This window comes from Vreelandella malpeensis, from assembly GCF_020622355.1.
Classification (GTDB): Bacteria; Pseudomonadota; Gammaproteobacteria; order Pseudomonadales; family Halomonadaceae; genus Vreelandella; species Vreelandella malpeensis.
On record NZ_WHVL01000001.1, the window covers coordinates 1,080,784 to 1,103,669 of the forward strand.

A 22,886-nucleotide genomic window follows, 5' to 3' on the forward strand; every position below is an offset into this window, starting at 1 on the left:
GCGGCCGGGGTTTTGCTCATCGCGCCCCACCCACCAGCGTCGTGATCTTGAGCGTACGGTCGTCGGGAATCTCTGCCTGGGACATCACCACCAGGTGGCGCATGCGCCGACGCAGAAAGCGCGAGACGACCGCGCGCAGTGAGTGCTGGACCACCAGCACCGGCGGCTCGCCGGCAGCTTCCTGGCGCTCGAGCGCCTGCTGGGCCTGGGTCATCAGGGTCTCGGCGAGCCCCGGCTCCATGGCGCCGTTGCCGTTCATGGCCTGCACCAGCACCTGTTCGAGCTGGGCATCGAGGCCGATGACGTTGAGTGTTTCCTGGCCCGCGAACCACTGCTGGGTGATCGCCCGGCCAAGGCCCACGCGCACCAGCGCGGTGAGTTCGCCCGGGTCCTTCTGGGTCGCCGCGACCTCGGCCAGGGTATCGAGGATGGTGCGCATGTCGCGAATCGAGACGTCCTCGTCGAGCAGGTGCTGCAGGATGCGCTGCAGCACGGTGAGCGAGATCGCCTTGGGCACCACCTCTTCGACCAGGGATTTCTGCTCGTCGCCGAGCTTGTCGAGCAGCTTCTGCACCTCCTGGCGGCCGAGCATTTCCGGCGAGTGGCGATGCAGAAGGTGATTCAGGTGGGTGGCGATGACGGTGCTGGCATCGACCACGGTGTAACCGAACACCTGGGCGTGTTCGCGCTGAGCGGCATCGATCCAGACCGCCGGAAGTCCGAAAGCCGGGTCCTGGGTCGGCGTGCCTTGAAGCTGCCCGGAGACCTGGCCCGGGTCGATCGCCAGCCACTTGCCCGGCTGCGCCTCGGCGCGGCCGATCTCGGCGCCCTTGAGCGACAGCACGTAGGCGTTGGGCGAAAGCTCGAGGTTGTCGCGAATATGCACCACCGGCGGCAAAAAGCCCACTTCCTGGGCGAACTTCTTGCGCACGCTCTTGATGCGCGCCAGAAGCTCGCCCTTCTGGCGCGAGTCGACCAGTGGAATCAAGCGGTGGCCGACTTCGAGCCCCAGGGTATCGACCAGTTGCACGTCCTCCCAGCTCGCCTCCGGGGTCTCCTGCAGCGGCATGGGCGCATCGGCCATCTCCTCGGTGACCAGCACCTTCTCCTGATGACGCTTCAGGTACCAGGCGAGTCCGCCGAGCAGGGCGGTGAAGATCAGAAACACCAGGTTGGGCATGCCCGGCACCATGCCGAGAAGTCCCATCACCGCGGCGGCGAGGATCATCACCTGAGGGTTGACGAACAGCTGACTGAGCATCTGCTGACCGACGTCCTGCTCGGTGTTGACGCGGGACACAGTGACGCCGGCGGCGGTGGAGATCACCAGCGCCGGAATCTGCGCCACCAGGCCGTCGCCGATGGTCAGGAGGGTGTAGGTGCGCCCGGCGTCGGCGAAGCTCATGTCGTGCTGCATCATGCCGATGATCAGCCCGCCGATGATGTTGACCACCATGATGACGAGCCCCGCCATGGCGTCGCCGCGCACGAACTTGCTGGCACCGTCCATCGAGCCGTAGAAGTCTGCCTCCTGGGCGACCTCGGCGCGGCGCTTCTTGGCGTCCTCCTCACCGATCAGCCCGGCGTTGAGATCGGCGTCGATCGCCATCTGCTTGCCGGGCATGGCATCCAAGGTGAAGCGCGCGCCGACCTCGGCGATACGCCCGGCACCTTTCGTGATGACCATGAAGTTGATGATCACCAGAATCAGGAACACCACCAGGCCCACGGCGAAGTTGCCGCCGACCAGAAACGTACCGAAGGCCTCGATCACCTTGCCTGCCGAGGCGCCGCCCTGGTGGCCCTCCATCAGTACCACCCGGGTGGAGGCGACGTTGAGCGATAGCCGCAAAAGCGTGGTGAACAGGAGCACCGCCGGGAAGGCGGCGAAATCGAGCGGCTTCTCGGCGAACATGCTCACCAGCAGCACCATGATGGCCAGCGCAATGTTGAAGGTGAACAGCAGGTCGAGCGCAAAGGGCGGCAGCGGCACGATCATCATGCCGAGGATCATGAGGATCAGAAGCGGCCCCGCCAGCAGCTTCACGGGGACGTCGCTCAGCGCACCTCGCTGACCGATGAGTTGGCTAAGGGCCTTCATGATGGGCGTGCCTCGTTAGCGCCGGGGCCGCGCGGGGGATACGTCATATCGTCGGGAACCGGCAGGTTATCGGGGGTCGGGGGTGTCTCGCCCCCCTCGTGCGCCACGCTCTTCAAGCGGTACGCCCAGGCCATGACCTCGGCCACGGCGGTGTAGAGCTCGGCCGGCACTTCGCCGTCGAGGTCCACGTGATGATACAGCGCCCGCGCCAGCGGCGCGGCCTCGAGGCGCGGCACGCCGGCCTCGAGGGCGATGTCTCGAATCCGCCCGGCCACCGCGTCGGCGCCCTTGGCCACCACCCGGGGCGCTCCCATCTGACCTTCCTGGTAGGAGAGCGCCACCGCGTAGTGGGTCGGGTTGGTGATGATCACGTCCGCCTCGGGCACCTTGCTCATCATGCGCCCGCGCGCCATGGCCTGCTGCTGCTGGCGAATGCGCCCCTTGAGGTGGGGGTCGCCCTCGGACTCCTTGTGCTCGCGCTTCACTTCTTCTTGACTCATACGCAGCTTCTTGGCGTTGCTCCAGAGCTGATAGGGCACGTCGATCAGGATCACCACGATCAGCGAAAAGATCGCCAGCGCCGCAGCGAGCGCGGCCATGTTCAAGGCACTGGCTAGCGCCTGCTGGATGGGCAGGTCCGGCAGGCCCAGCAGGCGATCGATATTGAAGTAGATGAACGCCCCGGAGACCCCGCCCACCAGCACCGACTTGGCGATCGCCTTGGCAAGCTCGATCAGCGCCTGGGTGGAGAAGATGCGCTTGATGCCCGAGACCGGGTTGAGCTTGGAAAACTTCGGCTGCATGGACTTGGCCGACACCAGCCAACCGCCGAGCAGCGCCGGGGCGACCAGCGCGACCACGCCCAAGAGGATGAACAGCGGCACCATGGCGATCAGCGTGCGCTGACCAAGATCCAGCGCGTTCACCAGCATCGGCGTGGGATCGAACGCCTGGCGACGATCGAACAAGAACGCCTGCTCCATCACCACGCCGAGCTGGTCGTAGAGTATCTGTCCCATGCCCCAGAGTCCGACTACGCCGGCCATCAACAGAAGCACCGTGGTCAACTCGCGCGAACGGGGAACCTGCCCCTCCTCGCGGGCCTTCTCCTTACGCCTGGGCGTGGCCTCTTCGGTCTTTTCCTGATCGCTATCGTTGTCTGCCATGGATCGTTCGGCTCATCCTGGGCTGCCTATAAGCGTCAGCCGCCCCGAAGGGCGGCTGAAGCAAGGTGCCTAGTGTGCCAGACGAGCCGGCGGACAATGTCCTAATAACCGGACATTAAAAGCCCAATTCGTCCAATAAGTCGTCCACCTGATCCTGACCGGTGACGATGTCCGGCGCATTGTCCCTGATCTGCGGTCCGTTAAGAAGCTCCTCCTTGCGCCGCGCGCTGTCGTTCTCCCACTGATCCTGCGCCTTGCGCTGCATGTTCTCGCGCGCTTCGGCGCCGGGCACATTGTCGATCAACACCTGGACCAGCTGGTGCTCGATCTCGCGGATCACGTCCATCATCTTCTTGATGACCTGGCCGGTGAGATCCTGGAAATCCTGCGCCATCATGATGTCCAGCAGCTCCTTGTTGGTGGCCGCTGTCATCTCAGGGACGTCGTGAAGGTAGGCACGAGTCTCCTTGACCAGGCTCTTCGCCTCGTCGAGCTCCTGGGGGGCGGCGAACCACTCGTCCCAGCGCTTGTCGAGCGCCTCGGCACGCTCGGAGAGCTGATCCTGCAGCGGCTGGGCGCGGTCGATGGCGTTGAGCGCCCGGTCCGCGGCCTGCTCGGTCATGGTGGCCACGTAATGCAGCCGGTCGCGGGCGTCGGGAATGGCTTCCGCCGCTTTCTCGATCTCCTTGTCCAGGCCAAGCTCGCGCATGTTGTCGCGCAGCATGCGGGTCAGCTTGCCGATACGGTGGATCAGCTCTTCAGCGGCTTCCTCGGGCAGTTGGGTCGCGCCTGCCTGCTCATTCTGACTCATGGTACTCTCCTTGCAGGCCAGGCGCTGAGCCCGGCCGCTTTATTATTTGCCCATCTTTTCGAAGATTTTATTCAGCTTTTCCTCGAGGGTCGCCGCCGTGAACGGCTTCACCACGTAGCCGTTGGCGCCGGCCTGGGCGGCGGCGATGATGTTCTCCTTCTTCGCCTCGGCGGTGACCATCAATACCGGCAGCGCCTTGAGCGCGTCGTCCTGGCGAATCTCCTTGAGCATCTCGAGCCCGTCCAGATTGGGCATATTCCAGTCGGAGACCACGAACTCGAAATTGCCGGCGCGCAGCTTGTTGAGCGCGTCCTGGCCATCCTCGGCCTCCTCGACGTTGGTGAACCCCAGCTCCTTGAGCAGGCTGCGCACGATGCGGCGCATGGTCGGGAAGTCGTCCACTACCAGAAAGCTCATGTTCTTATCGGCCATCGTTCATCTTCTCCACGTGTAGGGCGTTGGGTGCCCCGGCCGTTGCCGGGGCGTCGATCAAAAGGATTCCCACTCTTCGACGGTGCTCGTCCGGGCCGGCGCCATCGGCGCACGGGGGGCTTGGGCGCTCGAACGGGGGGCTTGGGTCACGGTGCGGGCGGCCGGCAGCGATGCGACGCCGCGCGAGCCCTCCAGCACCTTGAATACCGCGACCGCCTCTTCGAGCCGATTGGCCTGCTCCTCGAGCGAGGCCGCCGCGGCCGCCGCTTCCTGGACCAGCGCGGCGTTTTGCTGGGTCACGTCGTCCATCTGGCCGACCGCGTGGCTGACCTGCTCGATACCGTCGCTCTGCTCCTGGGAGGCCGCCGATATCTCGTCCATGATGTCCGCCACCCGGCGTACGGCGGTGACCACGTCGGTCATGGTGCTGCCGGCCTGCTCGACCAGGGTCGAGCCATCACTGATCTGCTTCACCGAGGTGTCGATCAGCGCCTTGATCTCCTTGGCGGCGTCGGCGCTGCGGCTGGCGAGGTTGCGCACTTCACCGGCCACCACGGCAAAGCCGCGGCCCTGCTCACCGGCGCGCGCCGCTTCCACCGAGGCGTTCAGCGCCAGGATGTTGGTCTGGAAGGCGATCGAGTCGATCACGCTGGTGATGTCCGCCACCTTCTGGGAGCTTTGCGAGATGCCGTGCATGGTCTGCACCACGCGCTCGACCACCTGGCCACCCTGCTCTGCGGTGGTGGAGGCTTCGCCGGCCAGCGTGCTCGCCTGGCGGGCGTTGTCGGCGTTCTGCTTCACCGTAGCGGTCATCTCTTCCATGCTGGCCGCGGTCTGCTCGATGGACGCCGCCTGCTGCTCGGTGCGCGAGGAGAGCTCGGTATTGCCCTGACTGATCTCGCGGGTGCCGTGGTGGATCGCGCCGCTGCCTTCGCGCACGCGGGCGACCAGGCCGGTGAGGTTCTCCTGCATGCTGCCCATGGCGGCGAACAGCCGGCCCACTTCGCTCTTGCCCGCCGGCGGCATCGGCTCGGTCAGATCCGCCTCGGCGATCTTGTTGAGCCGGCGCACGGCGTCGTTGAGCGGCGCGATCACGGTGCGGCGCAACCCGATGTAGATGCACACGACCGCCAGCAGCAGAATCAGGATCGCCACGCCGTAGAGCACGTTGAACAGCGAGCGCTGATCCTGAATCTGCGCGTGAATGGCGTCCACCCGGGAAAAGCCGAAGCGGGTAAAGTCGGTGATATTGTCGGTCAGGCCCAGCATCGGCTCGCGCAGCTCGATGCGCAGCTCGCCAAAGCGCACCGTGTCGGTTCGCTGCAGACTCTCGAGCTGCTCTTTGACGAGCGGCATCAGCCGCTGATAGTTCGCGATCAAGGGTTCGGCGAGCGCCTCACCTTCCGGAGTGCGCGGCGCGGCGATGAAGTTGTCGAAACGCTGCTCCGAGCGCTCGAGGCGATTCGCTGCGGCCTCAAGGGCGGTGTTCGTGCGATCATACTGGTTGACCATGATGTAGCCTGACGCTTGCTCCAGCGCCAGCATCGTCTGATTGAGCAAGGAGTCCCCGCGGTTGAGCTCGTTGAGCTGCTCGCGGCTGATGGTGGTCAGGGTGGTGACGTTCTTCTCGGTGGAGCGGTCGGTCATGACGTTGAGCGCGATCAGCGCCATGATCAGGACGCTGAAGCAGCCCAGTGCCGCGACCACCGCCGTGTGAATACTCAGGTTTCTTGCAAACCGCGCCATGTAAGTAGTCCTTCTTGATGTCGTTTTATGATGCCGTTTTTTTGGTCATACCCGCTGCGCGCGCCCGGAAGCGGCGACCAGCGCCAGCACGCGCGCGGGGATCTCGTCCAGCGCCAGGGTCTCGCCGGCCCCGCCCACGGCGATCGCCTCGCGCGGCATGCCGAACACCACGCAGCTTTGCTCGTTCTGGGCGATGGTCGGCGCGCCGGCCCGGCGCATTTCCAGAAGTCCCACCGCGCCATCCTTGCCCATGCCGGTCAGGATCACGCCGATGGCGTTCTTGCCTGCGTGCCTGGCCGCGGAGTGGAACAGCACATCCACCGATGGTCGGTGGCGATTGACGGGCTCGCCGTCGTGCAGGCGCACAACGTAGTTGGCGCCGCTTCGGGCAAGCTCCAGGTGATGGCCACCCGGCGCGATATAGGCGTGCCCGGGCAGCACCCGCTCGCCCTCGGAGGCTTCCTTGACGGTGATCCGGCATAGCCGATCGAGGCGCTCGGCGAAGGAGCGGGTAAAGCCGCCGGGCATGTGCTGGGTGATCAGAATCGCCGGCGAGTTGGCGGGTAGCGGCTCGAGCACGGCGCGGATCGCCTCGGTGCCGCCGGTGGAGGCGCCGATGATGATCAGCTTCTCGCTCGAGATCAAAGGCGCTTTCAGCGCCGCCGGGGCGGCGGCGGCCTTGCGCGCCTGGCGCGGACGCGAGCGCGCGGCCGCGCGAATCTTGTCGGCGATTTCGCTGGCGTATTCCAGCATGCCGCTTCTCACTCCGAGGCTAGGCTTGGCGACGAAATCCAGCGCCCCGAGCTCGAGGGCGCGCAGTGTAATCTCCGAGCCGCTCTGGGTCAGCGACGATACCATCAGCACCGGCATCGGGCGCAGGCGCATCAGCCGATCGAGGAAATCGAGCCCGTCCATGCGCGGCATCTCGACGTCCAGCGTCAACACGTCCGGGTTGTGCTGCTTGATCAGATCCCGCGCCACCAGGGGGTCCGGGGCGGTGGCAACGACCTCCATGTCCGGCTGTTCGTTGATGATCGTGGTCAGCAAATCGCGAATCAGCGCCGAGTCGTCGACGCACAGCACCTTGATCTTGGCAGTACTCAAAGCCCGCCTCCTGTTTCAAAACTCACCGATGACCGCCTCTGCAATGGTTGTCGCATGTGCCTTCTACCGGCCGCTGTCGGCGAGGGTGTAGACCGTCTGGCCGCGCAGCTTGAAGGCGTTGCTGATATAGGAGAAGTTCTCCGAATGGCCGGCGAAGAGCAGCCCGTCGCGCTTCATCAGTGGCGCGAACCGTTTCAATATCGCGGTCTGTGTCTGCTTGTCGAAATAGATCATTATGTTGCGACAGAAGATGGCATCGAAGGGCCCCTTCACCGGCCAGCTCGGCGCCAGCAGGTTCAATGGCAGAAACTCGACCATCGCCATCACTTCCGGGCGCACGCGGGCGAGTCCCGCGTGGCTGCCGGTACCCTTCTGGAAAAACCGTTTCACCCGCGCCTCGTCGAGCTTGCGCACCTGCTCCTGGGGGTAGATCCCGGCCTGGGCCTTGGCCAGCGCATCGGTATCGATGTCGGTGGCGATGATGCGCGCGTTCGCGGCCCGACCACCGAGGGTTTCCAGCAGCGTCATCGCGATCGAGTAGGGCTCCTCGCCGGTGGAGGCCGCCGAGCACCAGATGTTGACCGGGCCTGCGGCGTGGCGCACGTGCTCGGCGAGCAGCGGGAAGTGATGTGTCTCGCGAAAGAAGGCAGTCAGGTTGGTGGTCAGCGCGTTGGTGAACGCTTCCCACTCCCGGGCATCGGGCTGGCGCTCGAGCCGCGTGAGATAGTCGGTGAAGCGCGTCAGGCCATGATGGCGCAGCCGCCGAGCCAGCCGGCTGTAGACCATCTCGCGCTTGTGTTCGGCCAGCACGATGCCGGCGCGCTGATAGATCAGCTCGCGAATGCGCAGGAAGTCGGCATCGGTGAGAATCAGATCGCGTTCGATCTGATTGCCCGTCGCCCACGCTCCGCCCTCGCCCGATCCATCGCGTGGTTCGCTCAAAATTCTTCCCACTCCTCTACGGCAACGGTCTGGCGCTTGGCCGGCGGTGACGGCAGCGGCGCATTCGAGGCGGCCGGCGGCGCGGCGAGCGCCACCGACTCACGCGGCGGCGCCTGGCGTGGCGTGCCCGGAGTCGCCTGCGCGCTCAATCGAAACGCTTCGACGGACAGCGACAGCAGGCTCGCCTGGCGCTCGAGCGCGGCGGCGGCCTGGGCAGTTTCCTGGACCCGCACGGCGTTTTGCTGGGTGGCCTGATCCATCTCGGCGACGGACTGGTTGACCTCGGCGATGCCGGTGCTCTGCTCCTCTGAGGCCGAGGAGATCTCGTGCATGATGTGGGTGACGCTGCGCGCCGCCTCGGCCACGTCGCTGATCGCCGCTTCGGCTTTCTCGACCAGGCCGGCGCCGGTGGTGACGTCCTGGCTGGAGCCGTCGATCAACCCGCGAATCTCCTGGGCGGCGGCGGCCGAGCGCCCGGCCAGATTGCGCACTTCCTCGGCCACCACGGCGAAGCCGCGACCGTGCTCGCCGGCCCGTGCCGCCTCCACCGAGGCGTTGAGCGCCAGGATGTTGGTCTGGAAAGCGATGGAGTCGATCACGTCGATGATGTCGGTCATCTTCTGCGAACTCTGGGTAATGCGCTGCATGTTGTTCACCAGCTGGCTCATCAGATCGCCGGTCTGGGTGACCCGCTCGGCGTTCTCGTCCGCCAGGCGGCGTGCCTGCTGGGCGTTGTCGCTGTTCTGGCGCACCGTGGTGGTCATCTCCTCCATGCTGGAGGCGGTCTGCTGCAGCGAAGCGGCCTGCTGTTCGGTGCGCGCGGAGAGCTCCTCGTTGCCGCTGGCGATGTTCTGGGCCGCCGGTGTGACCACATCGATGCCGCCCTTGACGTCGCCGATAATGCTGCTGAGGCTCTTGCGCATGGTGTTGAGCGAGCCCAGCAGGTGGCCGATCTCGTCGCGACGACTCGGCGGCACCCGGGCCGCCAGGTTGCCGCCGGCGATCTGCAGGGTGAAGCGCGAGGCCGCCTTCAAGGGCTTCAGGATCGAGCGCAGGATCGCCACGCCCAACAGGATCAGCGCCAGAAGCCCCAAGGCGAGCACGCCGGCCTGGAGGGCAAGCATGTTCTCCTGGGCAGCATCCGCGTTGGCCGCCATCGTCTCGGCAGCGCGCTGCTTCTCACCGATCAGGTCGTTGACCATTCGCGAGAGATCGCGCCCTTCGCTGTTCATCATGGCGTTGACGCCTTCGATACCGGTGAAGGCCTGGTAGGTCTCCTCGGCCCTCAGCACGTCGACGGCACGGCCCATGCCGTCACTCAGAAACGCCTGCAGGCGGTCGTCGAAATCGCTGGCAAGCGCCGTATCGTTCACCGCGCGACCGTAGTAGTCCTGCCAGGTCGCCTCGACCTCGCTGGCGCTCTCCTCGACCGTGTCGGCGATCTCGAAGCGGCTGTTGATCAACTCCATGCGCGTGGGCTCGACCAGCGACTGGCGGGTCTCGGCGATGGTCTGATCGATCTGCTGCAGACGAATGACGTCGCGCAGGCCATCCTGGTCGAGCCGCTTTAGCCGCTCGCCGGAGGCGTTGATGCCGTAGAGGCCGAGGCCGCCGCTGGCGAGCAGAAGCGCGCCGCCGATCACGATCATGGCGGTGAGCTTGGCGCGGATGGTGTCCGGGCGCAGACGCTTGAGGCGTGCGGCCAAGCCCCCCCGACGAATCTGCCCCTTGTCGAGGTAGACGCCCCGGGCGCGGCCTTCGCGCAACTCGGTGTAGACGCTCTCGGCGCGCTGGATGGCCTCGCGGCTCGCCTGCACACGCACCGAGGTATAGCCCACCACCTGGTCGTTTTCGATGATCGGAGTGACGCTCGCCTCGACCCAGTAGTGGTCGCCGTTCTTGCAGCGGTTCTTGACCAGTCCTCGCCAGGTTTCCGAGGCCTTCACGGTCTGCCACAGGTTCTCGAAGGCAACCGCAGGCATGTCCGGGTGGCGGATGAGGTTGTGCGGCGCATTGATCAGTTCGTCGTGGCGGTAGCCGCTGATCTGGATGAAGGCCGGGTTGGCGTAGGTGATACGCCCTTTCAGATCCGTGCGCGAAACAAGAAAGTCCTCTCCCTTTAACTCGATTTCTCGCTGCGTGACTGGCTGGTTGTTGCGCATTGCAAGTGCCTTAATTTTTAGTATGAACATCCATGAAGAACCGAGCGCACCTGGCGTCGATCGTCTTGCGTCGAAGCGCTCCCCCTAGAACGCTTCCCACTCCTCGACGGGCTGGGCACGCGGGGCAAGGGCGGGAACCCGGGCCGGCGGCGCTCGCCGAGGCAGGGCAGCCGTGGTCGGGCTGCCGGCGACCTTGAAGCGCTCCACCGCTTCGCGCAGGCGCGCCGCGTCGCTTTCGAGCTCGCTGGCGCGCTCGGCGGCCTGCTGGACCAGCCGGGCATTCTGCTGCACCACGTCGTCCATCTGGGTCACCGCCTGGTTGACCTGGCCGATGCCGTTGCTCTGCTCTTCCGAGGCGGCGGCGATCTCGTCCATGATGTCGCTGACCCGCTGCACCGCGCTGACCAGCCCCTGCATGGTCTGGCCAGCCTGATTGACCCGTGCCGTGCCGCTGTCCACCTTGGCGAGCGAGGCGTCGATCAGCGTGCGGATCTCACGGACGGCAGAGGCCGAGCGGCTGGCCAGGTTGCGCACCTCCTCGGCGACCACGGCGAAGCCGCGGCCGTGCTCGCCGGCCCGCGCCGCCTCCACCGAGGCGTTGAGCGCCAGGATGTTGGTCTGGAAGGCGATGGTGTCGATCAGGGTGACGATGTCGGCCACCTTGTGGGAGCTGGCGCTGATCTCCTCCATGGTGTCGACGATCTGTCCCACCTCGTCGCCGCTCTGGCGGGCGGTGAGCGTGGCGCTTTCGGCCAGTTGGCTCGCCTGGCGGGCGTTGTCCGCGTTATGGCTCACCGTGGAGGCAAGCTCCTCCATGCTCGAGGCGGTCTCCTCCAGCGACGACGCCTGCTGCTCGGTGCGCGAGGAGAGGTCGTTGTTGCTCTCGGCGATCGCCTGGGCGCGCTCGAAGATCAGCCCGCCGCTTTCGCGCACCACGCCCACGGTGCGTGAAAGCGAGCCCTGCATGTCCGCCATGGCGGTGTAGAGGCGTCCGATCTCGTTGTTGCCCGGCGCGCTGATCGTCTGGTTCAGATCGCCCTGGGCCATGCGCTCGAAGTAGCCGACCAGGCGGCTGAGCGGGCGCAGCACGTTGACGCTCACGCCCCAGGCCACCACCACCACGGTGAGCACGGTGAGCAGCGCGATGGCAATCAGCACCCACCGCACGCGCGCGGCGAAGGCCGCGAACAGGCTCTGCTGGGTCGCGGCATCGCCGGTCGACTGGAGGAGGGCGCCTCCCTCTGCCAGCGCGTAGAAGCCCGTGGCACAGGCCAGGGCCACGAACAGCGAAAACGCGGCCAGAACCAGTGCCCAGCTCAGCCGAACGGTCATGTTGCTCATGATCTGATGCATCAGCGATCTTCCCCTGTCAGCGCCTTCGTGGTTCGCGACGCTCTTGTCCCCTTGTCACCTTGCCCCCTTGCCCGCGCGGTCGCGCGTGGCCTCACTGCTGCTGAGTGTTGTCGACCAATGCCATTTCTTCGCTGGTCAGGAGCTTGTCGATGTCGACCAGCACCAGCATGCGGTCGTCGAGGCTGCCAAGCCCGCTCAGGAAATCGGAAGAGAGCGTGACGCCGAACTCCGGCGCCGGCTTGATCTGCTCCGGCGTCAGCGTCATCACGTCCGAGACGCCGTCGACCACGATACCGACCACGCGGTTGGCGACGTTGACCACGATGACCACCGTCTGACCGCCGTACTCGACGTTGTCCAAGTGGAACTTGATGCGCAGATCGACGATCGGCACGATCACGCCGCGCAGGTTGGTCACCCCCTTGATGAACGCCGGCGCGTTGGCGATACGGGTGACGTTCTCGTAGCCACGAATCTCCTGCACCTTCAGGATATCGATGGCGTACTCCTCGGCACCGAGCGAGAACACCAGAAATTCGCTGTTTTCCGCTTCTGCGGCGGTCCGTACCGCCTCGCTGTTGGCTTGACTCATGACAGTTCGATCTCCTTGTCATACGCAGGATGGGGAGTGTGGGCGCTCTTGCCCGCTTCTTTCTTGGTCCGGCTCAGGCGATGCAGCCCGGTGATGTCGAGAATCAGCGCGACGCTGCCGTCGCCGAGAATGGTCGCGGCGGAGACGCCGGGCACCTTGCGGTAGTTGTCCTCGAGGTTCTTGACCACCACCTGCTGCTGGCCGATCAGCTCGTCGACCAGCAGTGCATAGCGCCGCCCTTCGCCCTGGACGATCACGGCGATGCTCTTGGTCGGGTCGACGATCGCGTTCTCGACGTCCAGCGCCTCGTGAATGGCGATCACCGGCAGGTACTCGTCGCGCACCTTGAGCACCACGTCGTCACCGGCCATGGCGTACATGTCGCCCTTGGCAGGTTGCAGCGACTCGAGCACCGTGGAGAGCGGCAGGATGAAGGTCTCGCAGCCCACCTTGATCGACATGCCATCGAGGATCGCCAGCGTCAGCGGCAGCACGATGCGCGTATTGGTACCTTCGCCCTTCTTCGACTGGATCTCGACACGCCCGCCCATGCCCTGGATGTTACGCTTGACCACGTCCATGCCGACCCCGCGCCCGGAGACGTCGGTGACTTCGGCGGCGGTGGAGAAGCCCGGGGCGAAGATCAGTTGGTAGACCTCTTCATCGGTCATGGTGTCGGAGACGTTCAGGCCGTTCTCCCGCGCCTTGGCGAGCAGCCGCTCGCGATCCATGCCGGCGCCGTCGTCCTTCACCTCGATGAGGATGTTGCCGCCCTGGTGGCGGGCGGCCAGTGTCAGCTTGCCCTGGCGCGGCTTGCCCAGCGCCTCGCGCACCTCGGGCATCTCGATGCCGTGGTCGAGGCTGTTGCGCACCAGGTGGGTCAAGGGGTCGGTGATCCGCTCGACCAGGCTCTTGTCGAGTTCGGTGGACTTGCCCTCGGTGATCAGCTCGATCTCCTTGCCGAGCTTGCCGGCGGTGTCGCGCACCACGCGGGGGAAGCGGCTGAAGACGAACTCCATGGGAATCATGCGGATCGACATCACCGCTTCCTGCAGGTCACGGGCGTTGCGCTGCAGAAGGCTCATGCCGTTTTGCAGCGAGCCGTTGCCCACGGACTGGTCGCTCAGCTCGCTCACCGTCTGGTCGAGCATCGACTGGGTGATGATCAGCTCGCCCACCAGGTTGATGATCTGGTCGACCTTGTCCACCGAGACGCGAATCGAGCTCGACTCGGCGGCCGGCTTCTTGGCCGCGGCCTTCTCCTTCTTCTCGGGAGCGGTGGGCGTCTTCTCGACCGCCTCCGCGGCACCTTGCACCGCGGCAGGGGTGGGCATATCCGCTGGCGCCGGGGCGACCGGGGCCGACTGGCCGGCGACGGTAATGGCGATCTGCTCGGGTTCGATGATGAAGCACATCACCGCCTCGATGTCGTCGGCGCCCACGCTTGCCTCGAGCAGTACCTCGAAGCGCTTCTCGTCGCCGCCCTGCTGCTGGATCTCGCCCAGCTGGGCGAGCTCTTCGACCAGCAGCTCGCGATCCTTGTCGCTCACGTTGAGAAGCGCCACGCTCAAGAGGCCGCTGGAAGCCGGCGGCGCCGATGCCGGGGCGGGCTCGGGTGCGGCGGGCGGTGTCTCGAGGGTTTCACCGATCTCCTCCAGGGCGATCTGCTGGAGCGTGTGGCAGATGCGCTCGAAGGCGTCCTGGTCGGGCTCTTCCTCGTTGCGGTAGGCATCGAGCTGTTGATGCATGATGTCTTTGGCCTCTAAAAACGTGTCGACGAGGTCGGCGCGCAGCATCAGCTCCCCTTTGCGCGCGCTGTCCAGCAGGTTTTCCAGGATGTGCGTGGTCTTTTGCAGCACGCTGAAACCGAACGTGCCCGCGCCGCCCTTGATGGAGTGGGCCGCGCGGAAAATGGCATTGAGCTGCTCGCTATCGGGATCATCGACATCCAGCTCCAGCAAGTGCTGCTCCATGTCCGCGAGCAGCTCTTCGGCCTCTTCGAAAAAGGTGTCAAAAAAATCCGCTATGTCCATGCACTGCTCCACTTGAGTGTCATAGTTGTTATGACCCGCCTCGCTTACTGCGCTATATCGGCCTGCGGCATGTTTTCTAAAGCCTCGATCGCACTATTTTCGTCCTCGACCAGATCCTGCGGGCCGAGCACGCTGGGGTTGCGAATCGCATCGGCGATTTCCGGCAGCAGCACCACCAGTTCGATGCGTCGGTTACGCGGGTCGATCGGCGTGGCATCGGGCAGCAGCACGCGGTCGGCGAAGCCCGAGACGCGCAAGAGCTGGTCCGGGTCGAGGCCGCCGGCGACCAGCTCGCGGCGCGAGGCGTTGGCGCGGTCGTTGGAGAGTTCCCAGTTGCTGTAGCCGCGATAGCCGCCGGCGTAGGGCACGCTGTCGGTATGCCCGCTGATGCTCAGATCGTTGGGCAGCTCGTTGAGCAGCGGCGCCATGGTGCGCAGAAGGCTTCGCATGTAGGGCGCGACCTGGTCGCTGCCGAGCTCGAACATCGGCCGCTGGTCGGTATCCAGCAGCTGGATGCGAAGCCCTTCGCGCGTCAGGTCGAAGCGCATCTGGGAGCGCAGCTGGCGCAGTTCCGGATCCTGCTCGATCGCGCTTTCGATACGCGCCTGCAGGTCGGTGAAGAAGCGCCGCTCCTGAAGGCTCGGCCGGGTGTGCTGGGAGATGTCGATCCGCGCCCGTTCGCCGTCGCTGTGGGTCGGGTCCGGGCCGCCGCCGGGAATCACCCGGGTACTGCCGGACTGATCGCCACCGGTGATCGCCGTCACCAACGGGGTGCTGAAGTACTCCGCCACGCCCCGGCGCTGCTCGTCGCTCGAGATGCTCAGAATCCACAGCACCAGAAACAGCGCCATCAGGGCCGTCATGAAGTCCGCCAGGGCGATCTTCCACGCGCCGCCGTGATGGGCATGCACCACTTTCTTGCGCCGAATGACAATCGGGCGCTTGTCAGCCCCTTTACTCATGCACTACCGCCCTTCTTGGCCTCGCGGACGTACTCCTCGAGCTCGCTGAAGCTCGGGCGCTCGGCGCTGTGCAGCGCCTTGCGGCCGAACTCCACTGCCAATTGCGGCGCGTAGCCGTGAAGACTCGCCAACAGCGTCACGCGGATACACTGGAGCATCTTCTCGGCCTCCTTGGCCTGGCGGTCGGCGTAGCTTGCCACGGGGCTTATGAAGCCGTAGCCCATCAGAATCCCCAGGAAGGTCCCGACCAGGGCATGGGCAATCATCTCGCCGAGCTGCTCGGGGCTGGCATCGGCGTAGGTCAGTGCCTTCACCACGCCCATCACCGCCGCGACGATACCGAAGGCGGGCATGGCGTCGCCCACCTTGTTGATCGCATCGATCGGTATGTGCGCTTCCTGTTCGAAGGCCTCGATCTCGTGGAGCATCAGCTCGTCGATCTCCATGGGCTCCATGCCGCCGCTGACCATCAGGCGCAGGTAGTCGGTGAGAAAGTTCATGATGTGCGGGTCGGCGAGCACCGTGGGGTGCTCCTGGAACAGCGGGCTTTCGGCGGGGCTGTCGATGTCACGCTCGATCCCCAGCATGCCTTCGCGACGGATCTTGGAGAGCAGTTTGAACTGCAGCGCCATCAACTCCATGTAGAGATCCTTGTTGTACTTCTTGGCCCCCTTGAGCCTGGGCAGGATCTTGAAGGTAGCCTTGATCGCCTTGACGTTGTTGGCGGCGATGAAGGCACCGACGCCGGCGCCGCCAATCATCATCAGCTCCATGGGCTGGACCAGCGGCCCGAGACTCCCCCCCGCCAACACGTAGCCGCCGAACACCGACAGCAGCACCACCACATAACCTAGTAAAATCAGCACACGTACGTTCCTTGCAACGACAGTGGTTAACCAGAGGAGACGTTTCGACCTTGCGTGACGACGAAAGCGCAACGTCCTCGCCTAAATGACGCTTAGGCCTATCATACTAGGGCGCACGGCAGGCTTAATGAGAAAGTACCGCTGCCTTTTACCGCTATCTAAGGGTTAAGCGCACATCGATTCGAGGTGAGCGAGCGTGGGCTTGCGCCAGGGGCTGTCAGTCACGAAGACTTGCCGAATCGGCACTACTGGAAAGAGGGTTTGCGGGTCTTTCCGGCGCGGGAGGGGGGCTGGCAGATGCCGCACACGTAGTCGTGGGTGGGGCTGTGGGCGTGGGCGACGAAGCGCCCCTTGCAGCGCGTGCAGGCCGTGAGCTGCAGCAGGTCGCTCTCGAAGAAGCGCACCAGCGTCCAGGCGCGGGTCAGCCCCAGTACCGGGTCGACCTTCTCGAGCACGACCTGCTCTTCGTAGATGCGGTAGGCCTTGACGAAGGCATCGATCCGCTCGCAGTCGGTGTTGCCACGCAGGCTCGCGTAGATGTTGTAGAACAGCGACGAGTGGACATTGGGCAGCCAGGTGACGAACCAGTCCGTCGAGAAAGGCAGCATGCCCTTGGGCGGCGACATGCCGCGTACTTCCTTGTAGAGCTTGATCAGCCGGGTGCGGCTCAGCTCGGTTTCCGTTTCCAGCACTTGGAGACGCGCGCCGAGCTCGATCAGCTCGATGGCCAGCTGAACCTGATGCATTTCGTCGACCAAGCTTTTCTGGCTCACTCCGCCCCTCCCTTCGGCAGCGTATCGAAGGGCTCGCACGCCATCAAAAGCGAGGCGTGGAGTCCCGACAGTCCTTGATCGCGAGGGTTTTCCATGATCTGGCGGAGCTGCTGGGCGCTCACCTGGCTGAACCGGCAGACCAGCTGATTGGTACGCGACAGCTTGGTGAGCTGCCAGGCGTTCATGGAGACGAGCAGGTCGGCGAGCTCACCGTCCACTTTCAAGCGCAGCATCGCCGATTCGCGATCTTCGTTCAGCAGCCGCTGGGCCAGCAGCAGATACGCGAGATTGATCTCTTGGATTTCATCGAAGAAGCTTGTTTGACTCATAGTGTTCCATCGAACGACGAGGCGTTGGTTGACCATTGTGCTGACGCCACGGATGATTTTGTTCCCTTATCCTCCTCATGTTTGCATACAACGTCGGCATTGGCTACTTGCGCCTTGCCAGGTGTGTCGACTCGTCACTGGAGAGCTCGAACACCCACACCAGCAGCTCCGCCACCACCTGGTAGAGACTCGCCGGGATTTCGGTGTCCAGGTTCAACTGCATCAAAAGCGCCACCAGCTCCGGCGCATCATGAACGTAGATCCCCTGGCGCTGCGCCTCGGCCATGATGCGCTCGGCCAGCTCGCCATACCCCTTGGCGACAACCCGCGGCGCCGTTTCGTCCTCCTTGTAAGCCAGCGCCACCGCCTGGCGGCGACGTTCGTGGGGCGCGTCCATCAGTTCGGCTCCGTCGAGGTGGTCAGCACGACGCGCACACGCGCGAAGTCGAGCGCTCCCAGGCGCGCTTCAAGGTCGTCGATGGCGGGGGCAAGACGCTGGCGCGTGGCTTCGTCTGCGGCCTGAATCTCGACGCCGAGCGTCGTCTGGTAGAGTGACAGTGCGATCTGAAACGCACCGATCTCGGGCACGTCGAGCTGCATCTGCGAGCGCCACGCCTGCTCTTGCTCGCCGCCGCTCTCCTCCTCCCCGCCCTGCCGACGCCCGGGCGCGCTGATCAACAGCGCCATGAAGACGCCCGCCCAGACATCACCCTCCCAGCGCAGCACGGGCGTGGCGAGCATTTCGAGCTGCTGGCGCACCAGCCCCTGCAGGCTCTCGTGAACGACCTCGCGCTTGTGGGGCGATATCGCCTCGAACTCGCGCAGCGCAGCGGCGTCGCGAAGCGCGCTCGCCCGCGCCGATGACTCGTCGCTTGGCGATACCGCCGCACTGCTCGGCGCGACACCAGCCGCGGTACGCTCGAAAGCGGGTCGATCGACGTCAGGCATGGCGCCCGGCGCCCCCGTCGGCAAGGCCCCGGTGGCAGGGGCAGCAGCGGGCAGAGGGACCGGCGCGCCGAGAAGCGCCGCCCCTTGGGGGACGGGCACGGCCAGCAGCGGCGTGCCGGGCAGGATACTCGTGAAAAGGGGCGCCGACGGTGACCCGGACACCGCGCTCGCGCCAGGCAGGTTCGCCGGCATCGGTGGCGAGTGGCCAGCCAGGGGCCGGGCGAGCTGCATCTGCGGCTCGCGCAGCAGCTGCTGGCGAGACACGTCGCCTTGGAACCAGCGCTTCAAGTGCGCTTCATAGAACAGGCCGCTGTCACGGATGCTGGTATCGAGCCGCCCGGCCAGCGCTCGGGCGTCCGGCGCCTCGCCGGCGGCCATCAATGGCGCCTCGGTACGTAGCGCTGCAGGCGGGGCGGGAAAGCGTAGTAGTACATCGGCGATACTGCGTGCCGCGGGGCTGAAATGGGTCTGGGTCGAGCCGGGAGGCGCCTCGCCGGACGGGCTTGGTGCCGGGCGCCCGCCCTGGGGTAGCGACGGCGGCAGCCGGCGCAGCTCATCGATGTTGCGCTCGGCGGGAGTGAGCCGGCCATCCAGGCTGGCATCCCGGGAGAGCGCGCGCGGCCCCTCGCCAGGGGTGACCGGCTGGACCGGCGCGTTGATCGAACGCTGCTGGGACGCCTCGCCCTGGCGCCCTAATACCTGATGCATCAGGGTATCGATCAACGGCGTGATGCCGCTCACGACGGGGTGTCGTCCTGCGGGGAATCGAGGCCTTGCTGTGGTGCGTAGGCGCGATGCAGGTCGCGCTGCTTGCGGGAGACGCCGATCAGCTTGCCGAGCTCGTCGCGCCGGGCGACCAGCCGACGCCGAATATCGACATCGTGCTCGAGGATGCGCTCGATCAGCTCTGCCTTGCGCGTTCTACCGGCCTCGTCCAGGGCGACGCTCTCGTCGAGCTCGCGAAGCTTATCGACGAGCATGACGTAGTGCGTACGCTGCTCGATAAGCTCCGCCCACTGCTCGGTGCTCGCCAGTATTTGCATCTGCGCCGAGCGTTCGAGCAGCTCATGATAGGTGTCCAGCAGGCGCTGCTGAGTCTCGATGCGCGCCATTTCAGAAGCGGACATGGGTTGCCTCACGCACTTTGTCGTTGACCGATTTCGCGCCAGGCCGAGGCGATGTCCTCGAGCAGGCGCTCCGCTTGATCGAGGCTCTCGGCGTCGTTGCGCAGGTTGGCGGTGAGCAGCAGCCGGGCGATATAGTCGTAGAGCGAGCCCAGGCGCTCGGCGATATCGCCGCCCTTCTCCTGGTCAAGCGCCGCGGCCAGCCCGTTGTTGACGATATCCAAGGCCTTCGAGATAAAGCGCCCCTTCTCGGCCGTGTTGCCGGCCTGCATGTGGATACGCGCCGCACGGATCGCCGCCTGAGCGCCATCGAACAGCATGACGATCAGCTGATGGGGGTCTGCCGACATGACGCCGCTTTCCACACCGACGCGGGCGTAGGCACTGGCCCCCCGGCCGTAAGCGCCGCTTCGAGAGTAGGTCATTTGGATACTCCTTCGTGAGTATTGCGAATCGGCGGTCTTGCCGCCTCGTGAGCGTTGGGAGTAGCGCCGTTGTCTGTTCTATCGGCGCGCGAGGAACGGACTTTAACTGAACGGACATACTTTCAAACGTTCGCTTGAGCGTTCGTTTCAGGTCGAGACCGCCACCTCACGCCGAGGCTTGCCGAGGCGCTCGGCGACGTCGCCAGCGACGCTGTATTTCAGCGTGCCGCGCAGCGGCGCCACGGCCTGATCGGTGACTACCACTTCCAGGGGCGCGCCGTCATCGTCGAGGCGCACGATCCAGGCGAGTTGCTCGCTGGAGAACTGTACCAGCGAGCCGATGGGCAGCGAGGTGAAGTGGTCGATGTAGCGTTTGACCCAGCGCGCGTCGAACTGGTTCGGATGGCGCAGCAGGTGGCGGTAGATCTCCTGGGTGGTTTTCGCGGGGCGGTCCGGGCGATCCCGACGCATCGCCTCGACCACGTCGATGATGGCGCAGGCCTTGGAGAGCTCGTTGATCTGCTCACCGCTGAGCCGGTCGGGGTAACCGCTGCCGTCGAGACGCTCGTTGATACCCTTGATCACCGTCTGGGCGACGTTCTGCGAGAGCCACTGGCAGCTTTTCAGGCGCTGCAGCAAGAGCGCGGCGTGCTCGCTGAGCGCCTCGCGATGCGTCGCCTCGAACTGGGGAGCGGTATAGATGATCTGGGGAATCAGTGCCTTGCCCAGGTCATGTACCAGGGCGCTGGCGACGATCGCCTTGCGTACGTCGCCAGGCAGATCGTCACCGACCCAGTCCAGCAGGTGGATCGCCACGGCGATGCCGTGGCGCACCAGCACCGGCTCCAGCGACAGGCAGCGCGAAGCGAACAGCAGCGCCTGACGATCCTCTTCGTGCAGGGCGATGATCCGGTCGGCGTTGAGCGAGAGCTGGCGCGAATCGATGTCGCTGCCTTGGGTGAGCAGCAAGAGCTGGGCGTTGAGATAGGCCGCCACCTTCACCAGCCGCCGCGCGGCGGGGGTGGCGTAGTGCTTGAGATCGCGACGACCCACCTGCTGCTGCTCGCTTTTCTCCGCGCCCTGCGGGTCGAACAGCGGCGATGACTGGCGCGCATCCTCGGTGGCCTCCTTGTCGTAGGAGGTCGCCTCGCGTTCGATCTCGCAGACGAAGTACCAGATCTTGCGCGACTGCTCGGCGCTGTGGTCGACGAACTCGAAACCGACGCGCAGCAGGTGGTACTCGGCGTCGGTCAACTGATGCCGGCTTTCGGCATCGACGGAGAACTCGGTGCCATCAGGAAAGGCGTAGGTCAGGGTGAGCGGCGAACAAGAGCGGGCCAGCAGGCCGCTGGCGCTCAAGGGCAGTTCCACCTGGCAGCCGCTCTGGGAAAGATCGCGCAGCTCCCCCTTGACGCTCTCGCCGTGATCGTCGGTCACGGTGACGGCAACGACCATGCCCATGCGCAGCTGGGCACGGAACGACTCGCGTCGCTGCAGCACCCAGAGCGCCTCCGGGTACTGGCTGCAACAAAGAAAACGCCCGCCGGAGTGGCGAGCCTCGGTCAGTGTCAGCGCGGGCGTGCGGATCACCTTGCCCTGGGACTGCCCGCGAAGGTAGAAGGGTTCCGCGGCCTGCAGCCTCGAAAGCAGATGACCGATCGAGGAGAGATCCATGACCAGCGTGTCGCCGGGGTGCTGTTCCATCAGGACAATGGGCTCGGGCGTGGCCTCCGGCGTCATCAGGCAAAGCGAGACCCCGCCGCCTTCGATCATCGTATCGAGCAGCGCCCCGATGGCCGCGGCGCTCGTTACGCTCTCATACCCTTCGTGCTCCACTTCCGTCACCTGTCTCGCCTCCGCCGGCCGGCGCTAGCGATTAGCGCCGATCCACTGACAACGAGCATAGCAAAGGTCAAGAACGCTCATATCGTTATAAAACGCGGCGCAAGCGGCTATTTTCGACGTTTGATATGCGTTTTTCGATAGGTTATTCGGGCGGAGTAAAGTTTCAGCATCGTTAGCCGATACTCTTGCAAGAGGCCCTGCGGCATCCGGGCATCGACCATAAGCGTCAATCACGACAGCGTGAAATCGCCTTACCAACAAAGGAACGTGCCACATGGACTCTTTACCACTGGACAGCAGCCTCGCACCGGCCACCGCCTCTACATCGCAGCTCTCGCCCCAGCAGGTTCAGACGCTGCGTCAGGAGATCGAGACGCGTGCTACCGCCGTGCCTGCAAGCACCGAGACCCGCGCCGTCGAACTTTCCCGCGAGGAGCTCGAAGAGCCCATCGAACGCATCAACAACGCGCTGCGCCCGCGCGGGCTCGAGTTCGATGTCAGCGACGAGTCGTCGCGCATCATCGCACGGGTGATCGATCGCGAGACCGGGGACGTGATCCGCCAGATTCCCGGCGAGGAAGTGCTGGCCGTGGCCAGGCGCATCGAGGAGATGCAGAGCGGCCTCATCTCGATCGAGGCCTGAAGGCACGGCGCCTGCCGTTTACACCTGCATGTTCATAACGTCACGGTAGGCGCTGACCAGACGGTTGCGCACCTGCAGCCCCATCTGGAAGGCGACGCTCGCTTTCTGCATGTCGACCATGACGTCGTTGAGCTCGACGTTGGGGGCACCTGACTGAAAGGCCACCGCCTTGGCACTGGCCCCTTGCTGAAGGGCGTTGATGCGCCGGATGGAAGCCTGGAGCTCGCCGCCGAACCCGCTCTGACCGACCGGGACCTGGTCGTTTTTCATCGGCGCCGCCGCCTGGGAGGCAAGCCCCTGCATCTGCGCGAGCGCGGACTGAATGGCGGGAGAACTCATGTCAATACCTCATTGAAGGGAGGGGTAAAACAGTACCGCCACCCTACCACCCGGGGCACGCCCCTCATACGAACAAATACGTCCTAAAAGCCGACCTTTTCCGTCGATTATGCTTGACCCGCCTAAGGATAATGGCGCCCATCACAGTTCCGTATCTGTTCCTCTTTGAATGTCTGCGTTAAGACTTACC

At 65.1% G+C, this 22,886-nt stretch carries 22 protein-coding genes; 1 reads left to right on the plus strand and 21 read right to left on the minus strand.

The genetic code is table 11. The annotated features are described in order from the left end of the window. Positions 1-16: 16 nt before the first annotated feature. The 20 genes from flhA to GEV37_RS05140 form a co-directional block, all read right to left on the minus strand. On the minus strand, positions 17-2,101 hold the full coding sequence (gene flhA, locus GEV37_RS05045; protein ID WP_227389136.1) for a flagellar biosynthesis protein FlhA: 2,085 nt from the start codon (positions 2,099-2,101) through the stop codon (positions 17-19). Beyond that, positions 2,098-3,267 (minus strand): flagellar biosynthesis protein FlhB, encoded by a 1,170-nt coding sequence (gene flhB / locus GEV37_RS05050; RefSeq protein ID WP_227389137.1) that lies wholly within the window; start codon positions 3,265-3,267, stop codon positions 2,098-2,100. Before flhB ends, flhA begins: the two co-directional genes overlap by 4 nt. A 115-nt stretch (positions 3,268-3,382) precedes the next feature. Then, the gene (cheZ, locus tag GEV37_RS05055; protein ID WP_227389138.1) at positions 3,383-4,078 is read right to left on the minus strand and encodes a protein phosphatase CheZ; all 696 of its coding nucleotides are present in this window, start codon (positions 4,076-4,078) and stop codon (positions 3,383-3,385) included. Positions 4,079-4,120: 42 nt separating this feature from the next. Further along, entirely contained in the window at positions 4,121-4,510 is a 390-nt protein-coding gene (gene cheY / locus GEV37_RS05060) for a chemotaxis response regulator CheY (RefSeq protein WP_227389139.1), read from the minus strand. Between the two features lie 57 nt (positions 4,511-4,567). After that, positions 4,568-6,256 carry a methyl-accepting chemotaxis protein gene (locus GEV37_RS05065; RefSeq protein WP_275951397.1) on the minus strand — a complete coding sequence of 563 codons (1,689 nt, stop codon included), beginning with the start codon at positions 6,254-6,256 and terminating at the stop codon, positions 4,568-4,570. Between the two features lie 45 nt (positions 6,257-6,301). Next, the gene (locus GEV37_RS05070; protein ID WP_227389140.1) at positions 6,302-7,360 is read right to left on the minus strand and encodes a protein-glutamate methylesterase/protein-glutamine glutaminase; all 1,059 of its coding nucleotides are present in this window, start codon (positions 7,358-7,360) and stop codon (positions 6,302-6,304) included. Positions 7,361-7,423: 63 nt separating this feature from the next. Continuing rightward, positions 7,424-8,302, minus strand: coding sequence for a CheR family methyltransferase (locus GEV37_RS05075; RefSeq protein WP_227389141.1), 879 nt, complete (start codon positions 8,300-8,302; stop codon positions 7,424-7,426). Then, the gene (locus tag GEV37_RS05080; RefSeq protein WP_227389142.1) at positions 8,299-10,464 is read right to left on the minus strand and encodes a methyl-accepting chemotaxis protein; all 2,166 of its coding nucleotides are present in this window, start codon (positions 10,462-10,464) and stop codon (positions 8,299-8,301) included. The genes GEV37_RS05075 and GEV37_RS05080 overlap by 4 nt, the downstream gene beginning before the upstream one ends. Positions 10,465-10,548: 84 nt before the next feature. Further along, positions 10,549-11,817, minus strand: a complete 1,269-nt coding sequence (locus GEV37_RS05085; protein WP_227389143.1) for a methyl-accepting chemotaxis protein — start codon at positions 11,815-11,817, stop codon at positions 10,549-10,551. 91 nt (positions 11,818-11,908) lie between these two features. After that, positions 11,909-12,409 carry a chemotaxis protein CheW gene (gene cheW, locus GEV37_RS05090; protein WP_227389144.1) on the minus strand — a complete coding sequence of 167 codons (501 nt, stop codon included), beginning with the start codon at positions 12,407-12,409 and terminating at the stop codon, positions 11,909-11,911. Further along, positions 12,406-14,442 (minus strand): chemotaxis protein CheA, encoded by a 2,037-nt coding sequence (gene cheA / locus GEV37_RS05095; protein ID WP_227389145.1) that lies wholly within the window; start codon positions 14,440-14,442, stop codon positions 12,406-12,408. The genes cheW and cheA overlap by 4 nt, the downstream gene beginning before the upstream one ends. Positions 14,443-14,486: 44 nt before the next feature. Further along, positions 14,487-15,404, minus strand: coding sequence for a flagellar motor protein MotB (gene motB, locus GEV37_RS05100; protein ID WP_227389146.1), 918 nt, complete (start codon positions 15,402-15,404; stop codon positions 14,487-14,489). Next, positions 15,401-16,270, minus strand: a complete 870-nt coding sequence (gene motA / locus GEV37_RS05105; protein WP_227389147.1) for a flagellar motor stator protein MotA — start codon at positions 16,268-16,270, stop codon at positions 15,401-15,403. Before motA ends, motB begins: the two co-directional genes overlap by 4 nt. A gap of 245 nt (positions 16,271-16,515) precedes the next feature. After that, on the minus strand, positions 16,516-17,043 hold the full coding sequence (gene flhC / locus GEV37_RS05110; protein ID WP_227389148.1) for a flagellar transcriptional regulator FlhC: 528 nt from the start codon (positions 17,041-17,043) through the stop codon (positions 16,516-16,518). Then, positions 17,040-17,372 carry a flagellar transcriptional regulator FlhD gene (flhD, locus tag GEV37_RS05115; protein ID WP_227389149.1) on the minus strand — a complete coding sequence of 111 codons (333 nt, stop codon included), beginning with the start codon at positions 17,370-17,372 and terminating at the stop codon, positions 17,040-17,042. Before flhD ends, flhC begins: the two co-directional genes overlap by 4 nt. Before the next feature lie 103 nt (positions 17,373-17,475). Continuing rightward, entirely contained in the window at positions 17,476-17,769 is a 294-nt protein-coding gene (locus tag GEV37_RS05120; RefSeq protein WP_227389150.1) for an EscU/YscU/HrcU family type III secretion system export apparatus switch protein, read from the minus strand. Continuing rightward, positions 17,769-19,061, minus strand: coding sequence for a flagellar hook-length control protein FliK (gene fliK, locus GEV37_RS05125; RefSeq protein ID WP_227389151.1), 1,293 nt, complete (start codon positions 19,059-19,061; stop codon positions 17,769-17,771). Before fliK ends, GEV37_RS05120 begins: the two co-directional genes overlap by 1 nt. Beyond that, entirely contained in the window at positions 19,058-19,447 is a 390-nt protein-coding gene (gene fliT, locus GEV37_RS05130) for a flagellar protein FliT (RefSeq protein WP_227389152.1), read from the minus strand. Before fliT ends, fliK begins: the two co-directional genes overlap by 4 nt. An 8-nt stretch (positions 19,448-19,455) precedes the next feature. Continuing rightward, complete coding sequence (fliS, locus tag GEV37_RS05135) at positions 19,456-19,869, minus strand: flagellar export chaperone FliS (protein WP_227389153.1); 414 nt, start codon at positions 19,867-19,869, stop codon at positions 19,456-19,458. Between the two features lie 147 nt (positions 19,870-20,016). After that, a complete protein-coding gene (locus tag GEV37_RS05140) occupies positions 20,017-21,714 on the minus strand; it encodes an HD domain-containing phosphohydrolase (protein ID WP_227389154.1) in 1,698 nt (565 codons plus the stop codon). A 274-nt stretch (positions 21,715-21,988) separates the two neighbouring features. Between GEV37_RS05140 and GEV37_RS05145 the strand changes: the two genes are divergently transcribed. After that, complete coding sequence (locus GEV37_RS05145) at positions 21,989-22,357, plus strand: flagellar protein FlaG (RefSeq protein ID WP_227389155.1); 369 nt, start codon at positions 21,989-21,991, stop codon at positions 22,355-22,357. An 18-nt stretch (positions 22,358-22,375) separates the two neighbouring features. On the opposite strand, the gene fliE is transcribed toward GEV37_RS05145, so the two are convergent. Then, positions 22,376-22,696: a flagellar hook-basal body complex protein FliE gene (fliE, locus tag GEV37_RS05150; protein ID WP_227389156.1), complete on the minus strand. Its 321-nt coding sequence runs from the start codon at positions 22,694-22,696 to the stop codon at positions 22,376-22,378. Positions 22,697-22,886: the final 190 nt, after the last annotated feature.